The organism is Streptomyces sp. NTH33, assembly GCF_003236365.1.
GTDB lineage: Bacteria > Actinomycetota > Actinomycetes > Streptomycetales > Streptomycetaceae > Streptomyces.
This window is the reverse complement of sequence record NZ_POTZ01000634.1, coordinates 1-3097: the sequence shown is the minus strand read 5'-3', so window position 1 is coordinate 3097 and position 3097 is coordinate 1. Positions and strand designations below refer to the sequence as shown.

Annotated in this window: 1 protein-coding gene and 1 pseudogene; one reads left to right on the top strand and one right to left on the bottom strand. The window is 73.0% G+C overall.

Going from position 1 to position 3097, the window contains the following annotated elements; translation table 11 throughout:
- Positions 1 to 349 (bottom strand): annotated as a pseudogene (locus tag C1I97_RS34145) (hypothetical protein); the annotation flags it as partial.
- A gap of 20 nt (positions 350 to 369) precedes the next feature.
- On the opposite strand from C1I97_RS34145, the gene C1I97_RS34140 reads away from it, so the two are divergent.
- Positions 370 to 2955 (top strand): bifunctional FO biosynthesis protein CofGH, encoded by a 2586-nt coding sequence (locus C1I97_RS34140; protein ID WP_111006871.1) that lies wholly within the window; start codon positions 370 to 372, stop codon positions 2953 to 2955.
- The last annotated feature ends 142 nt before the right edge of the window (positions 2956 to 3097 follow it).

The following is a 3097-nucleotide window of genomic DNA, read 5'->3' as shown; positions in this document are numbered from 1 at the left end:
GGAGATCAGGGTCGCGTACACCTACGACAGGCCGTCCGTCCCGGCCGCCCAGCTCGGTGCCGTGCTCGTCGAAGACGCCGATGTCGAGCGCGTTGCCGGGGGTGCCGGCCGGGACGGACGGCCTGTCGTAGGTGTACGCGACCCTGATCTCCCGTACGCCGGAGGGGACTTCGACGGGGACGTACACGTAGTCCGGCGAGCCGGCGGGCAGGGTGCCGCGGATCGTCCGGGTCTCCCGGCCGCCGTCCGTGGCCCCGGCGCCGCTCGCGAAGGTCACGCCTCCCACCGTAGGCGCCGCGGCGGCACCCGTCGCGTCCGGAGAGCGGGAACGCCGGTTTGCCCTGGTCACCGCGACCGTATGCTCGGAGGATGACGACTTCCGCGGCTTCCGGGACCGGCCCCACCGAGAACTCCATGCGTCGCGCCCTCAAGCGTGCCCGGGACGGCGTCGCCCTCGATGTCGCCGAGGCGGCGGTGCTGCTGCAGGCCCGTGGCGAGCACCTTCAGGACCTGGCGGCCTCCGCCGCGCGGGTGCGGGACGCGGGGCTTCAGGCGGCCGGGCGGCCCGGTGTCATCACGTACTCCAAGAGCGTCTTCATCCCGCTGACCCGGCTGTGCCGGGACCGGTGCCACTACTGCACGTTCGTCACCGTGCCCGGCAGGCTGCGCCGTGCCGGGCACGGGATGTTCATGTCGCCCGACGAGGTGCTGGACATCGCCCGCAAGGGTGCCGCACTCGGCTGCAAGGAAGCCCTGATCACCCTCGGTGACAAGCCGGAGGACCGCTGGCCGGAAGCGCGCGAGTGGCTGGACGCGCACGGCTACGACGACACGATCGCCTACGTCCGGGCCGTGGCCGTCCGCATCCTGGAGGAGACCGGCCTGCTGCCGCACCTCAACCCGGGCGTGCTGTCCTGGACCGACTTCCAGCGCCTGAAGCCGGTGGCGCCGTCGATGGGCATGATGCTGGAGACCACGGCGACGCGGCTGTGGTCCGAGCCGGGCGGCCCGCACCACGGCTCCCCGGACAAGGAACCCGCCGTGCGGCTGCGGGTGCTGCAGGACGCCGGCCGTTCCTCGGTGCCCTTCACCTCCGGGATCCTGATCGGCATCGGCGAGACGTACCAGGAGCGCGCTCAGTCCCTCTTCGCGCTGCGGAAGGTCTCCCGCGCCTACCACGGCATCCAGGAGCTGATCATCCAGAACTTCCGCGCCAAGCCGGACACGGCCATGCGCGGCATGCCGGACGCCGAACTGGACGAGCTTCTCGCCACGGTGGCCGTCGCCCGGCACATCATGGGCCCGTCCGCCTGCCTGCAGGCCCCGCCCAACCTGGTCGACGCCGAGTACGAGCGGCTCATCGGCGCCGGCATCGACGACTGGGGCGGCGTCTCCCCGCTGACCATCGACCACGTCAACCCCGAGCGCCCCTGGCCCCGGCTCGGCCGGCTCGCCGAGAAGTCGGCGGCGGCCGGCTTCGAGCTGCGGGAACGGCTCTGCGTCTACCCGGAGTTCGTGCGCCGCGGCGAGCCCTGGCTGGACCCCCGCCTGCTGCCGCACGTGACCGCCCTGGCCGACCCCGCCACCGGTCTGGCCCGCGAGGACGCGGTCGTCGAGGGCCGGCCCTGGCAGGAGCCGGACGAGGCCTTCACCGCCACCGGCCGCACCGACCTGCACCGCACCATCGACACCCGGGGGCGCACCGCCGACCGCCGCGACGACTTCGACGAGGTCTACGGCGACTGGGGCGCCCTGCGCGAGGCGGCCGCCCCCGGCATGACCCCCGAGCGCGTCGACACCGACGTACGAGCCGCCCTGCGCACCGCCGCCGACGACCCCACGCGCCTGACCGACGCCGAGGCGCTGGCGCTGCTGCACGCCGACGGCCCGGCCCTGGACGCGCTGTGCCGCATCGCCGACGACGTGCGCGCCGCGGCCGTCGGCGACGACGTCACCTACATCGTGACCAGGAACATCAACTTCACCAACGTCTGCTACACCGGCTGCCGTTTCTGCGCCTTCGCCCAGCGCCGCACCGACGCCGACGCCTACACGCTGTCGTTGGAGCAGGTGGCCGACCGCGCCCAGCAGGCCTGGGACGTGGGCGCGGTGGAGGTGTGCATGCAGGGCGGCATCCACCCGGACCTGCCGGGCACGGCGTACTTCGACATCGCGAGGGCGGTGAAGGAGCGCGTCCCGGGGATGCACGTGCACGCCTTCTCCCCGATGGAGGTGGTCAACGGCGCGACCCGCACGGGCCTGTCCGTCCGCGAGTGGCTGACGGCCGCGAAGGAAGCCGGCCTGGACAGCATCCCCGGCACGGCCGCCGAGATCCTCGACGACGAGGTCCGCTGGATCCTGACCAAGGGCAAGCTGCCCACGGCCACCTGGATCGAGGTGGTCACCACCGCGCACGAGCTGGGCATCCGCTCCAGCTCGACGATGATGTACGGCCACGTCGACCAGCCCCGCCACTGGCTCGGCCACCTGCGCACCCTGGCCCGCATCCAGCAGCGGACCGGCGGCTTCACGGAGTTCGTCACCCTCCCCTTCATCCACACCAACGCCCCCGTCTACCTGGCCGGCATCGCCCGCCCCGGCCCGACGGCGCGGGACAACCGGGCGGTCACGGCGATGGCCCGCCTCCTGCTGCACCCGCACATCCCCCACATCCAGACCAGCTGGGTGAAACTGGGCGCGGAAGGAGCCGCCGAGATGCTCCGCTCCGGCGCCGACGACCTCGGCGGCACCCTCATGGAGGAGACCATCTCCCGGATGGCGGGCTCCTCCTACGGCTCCCACAAGTCCGTCAAGGACCTGACCGCGATCGCACAGGCGGCCGGCCGCCCGGCCAAACCCCGCACCACCCTCTACGGAGAGGTCCCGGAGGAGCGGCAGCGGGCGGCGGCGGCCTCGGACGGCCACCTGCCGGACCTGCTGCCGGTACTGGACTGAGCCCGTGCGGGCGGTGACCCGCACCGCCCGCAGTACGATGATCCGACCCCCGCCCGAGCGGCCGAGTAGCAGCCGAGGAGATGCGTGCCCATGCCTGCCCGAATACCCTCGTGGGCCTGGGTCAGCGGACTGACCGCAGGAG

Bases quoted from the DNA above. Each gene is read 5' to 3' on its own strand.
- C1I97_RS34140 (WP_111006871.1), top strand. From the start codon at position 370: ATGACGACTTCCGCGGCTTCCGGGACCGGCCCCACCGAGAACTCCATG.